Source organism: Borrelia sp. A-FGy1 (assembly GCF_014084025.1).
In the GTDB taxonomy this organism is placed as follows: Bacteria; Spirochaetota; Spirochaetia; order Borreliales; family Borreliaceae; genus Borrelia.
This window is the reverse complement of record NZ_CP043712.1, coordinates 1-1,827: the sequence shown is the minus strand read 5'-3', so window position 1 is coordinate 1,827 and position 1,827 is coordinate 1. Positions and strand designations below refer to the sequence as shown.

The following is a 1,827-nucleotide window of genomic DNA, read 5'->3' as shown; positions in this document are numbered from 1 at the left end:
AGCCCATGTAAAAGCAGCAGCAGACGCAAAAGCAGGAGCAGTAACAGGAGGAATAGCTTTAAGATCCTTACTTAAAAACGGAAAGCTAGCACACAAAAGTGCAGCAGGCGACAACACAGCAGTAACAGAAGATCCGTCAAGAGCCTTTGAAGGCGCTTTGAAGGCGGCAGCGAGAGAGTAGCTGAAGTAGGAGCAGGAGATCAGCAGGGAGTCCAACCAGAAGACGATGCAATAAAGACAGCAGTAACCGCACTAAATAAAATCAAGGACGTACTAAAGAAAATCAAGAAATAAAATCAAGGACTTAGCAGCAAAGCAAGGCATTAAGCTAGCAGCAGTACTAGCTAGTAAAGACAACGACGCAGAGCTATCATCAGCCGCAACAGCAGGCACAACAGCAGTATCTTTTGCTTTAGGTGGTGAGGAAGCCAATGTAAAAGAAGCAGAAGCAGCAACAGCAGGAGCAGTAACAGGAGGAATAGCTTTAAGATCCTTACTTAAAAGCGGAAAGCTAGCACACAAAAGCACAGCAGGCGACAACACAGCAGCAACAGAAGAGCTGTCAAAAGCCTTTGAAGGAAGCGGCGGCGACAAAGTAGCTGAAGTAGGAGCAGGAGAACAGCAGGGAGCCCAACCAGACGGCGATGCAATAAAGGCAGCAGTAGCCGCACTAAATAAAATCGCACTAAATAAAATCAAGGAAGTAGCAGCAAAGCAAGGCATTAAGCTAAAAGCAGGCAGCACGGACAAAGACGGGGCTAAAATACTAGCAACAGACAGCAGCAACAACGGACTAGAAGCAACAGATGCAAGCAAAGCCTTAGCAATAGTAACAAAAGTAACAGGAGAAGAAACACTAGCAGCAGTACTAGCTAGTAAAGACAGCGACACACAAAACTAACAGGAGCCGCAACAGCAGAAACAACAGCAGTATCTTTTGCTAAAGGTGGTAATGAAAACCATGTACAACCATGTGCCATGTACAACGCAGGCGACAACACAGCAGCAACAGAAGAGCTGTCAAAAGCCTTTGAAGGCGGCAGCGAGAGCGTAGCTGAAGTAAAAGGATCAGAAGCAGCACAGCAGGGAGTCCAACCAGAAGACGATGCAATAAAGACAGCAGTAGCCGCACTAAATAAAATCAAGGAAGTAGCAGCAAAGCAAGGCATTAAGCTAAAAGCAGGCAGCACGGACAAAGACGGGGCTAAAATACTAGCAACAGACAGCAGCAACAACGGACTAGAAGCAGGAGATGCAAGCAAAGCCTTAGCAATACTAACAAAAGTAACAGGAGAAGAAACACTAGCAGCAGTACTAGCTAGTAAAGACAGCGACACACAAAACTAACAGGAGCCGCAACAGCAGAAACAACAGCAGTATCTTTTGCTAAAGGTGGCAATGAAGACCATGTACAAACATGTACCATGTACAACGCAGGCGACAACACAGCAGCAACAGAAGAGCTGTCAAAAGCCTTTGAAGGCGGCAGCGAGAGCGTAGCTGAAGTAAAAGGATCAGCAGGAGATCAGCAGGGAGTCCAACCAGAAGACGATGCAATAAAGACAGCAGTAGCCGCACTAAATAAAATCAAGGAAGTAGCAGAAAAGCAAGGCATTAATCTAGCAGAAGCAAGCAGTGCAAAAGTAGAGAGCGACAACAAAGAAGGGGCTGCAATACTAGCAACAGAGAGCGGCAAAGGACTAGAAGACGGGGCTGCAATACTAGCAACAGACAGCAGCAACGGACTAGCAGCAGCAGATGCAAGCAAAGCCTTAGCAATACTAACAAAAGTAACAGGAGAAGAAACACTAGCAGCAGTACTAGCTA

Annotated in this window: 3 protein-coding genes and 1 pseudogene; all 4 read left to right on the top strand. The window is 46.3% G+C overall.

Going from position 1 to position 1,827, the window contains the following annotated elements; all coding sequences use genetic code 11:
- Nucleotides 1-124, top strand: a pseudogene (locus F0310_RS05870) (variable large family protein); the annotation flags it as partial.
- A 171-nt stretch (nt 125-295) separates the two neighbouring features.
- Nucleotides 296-901 (top strand): variable large family protein, encoded by a 606-nt coding sequence (locus F0310_RS05985; RefSeq protein ID WP_476577999.1) that lies wholly within the window; start codon nt 296-298, stop codon nt 899-901.
- Between the two features lie 77 nt (nt 902-978).
- Nucleotides 979-1,347 carry a variable large family protein gene (locus F0310_RS05615; protein ID WP_182117982.1) on the top strand — a complete coding sequence of 123 codons (369 nt, stop codon included), beginning with the start codon at nt 979-981 and terminating at the stop codon, nt 1,345-1,347.
- A gap of 77 nt (nt 1,348-1,424) precedes the next feature.
- A partial coding sequence (locus F0310_RS05610; RefSeq protein WP_182117981.1) for a variable large family protein occupies nt 1,425-1,827 on the top strand: 403 nt, incomplete at its 3' end.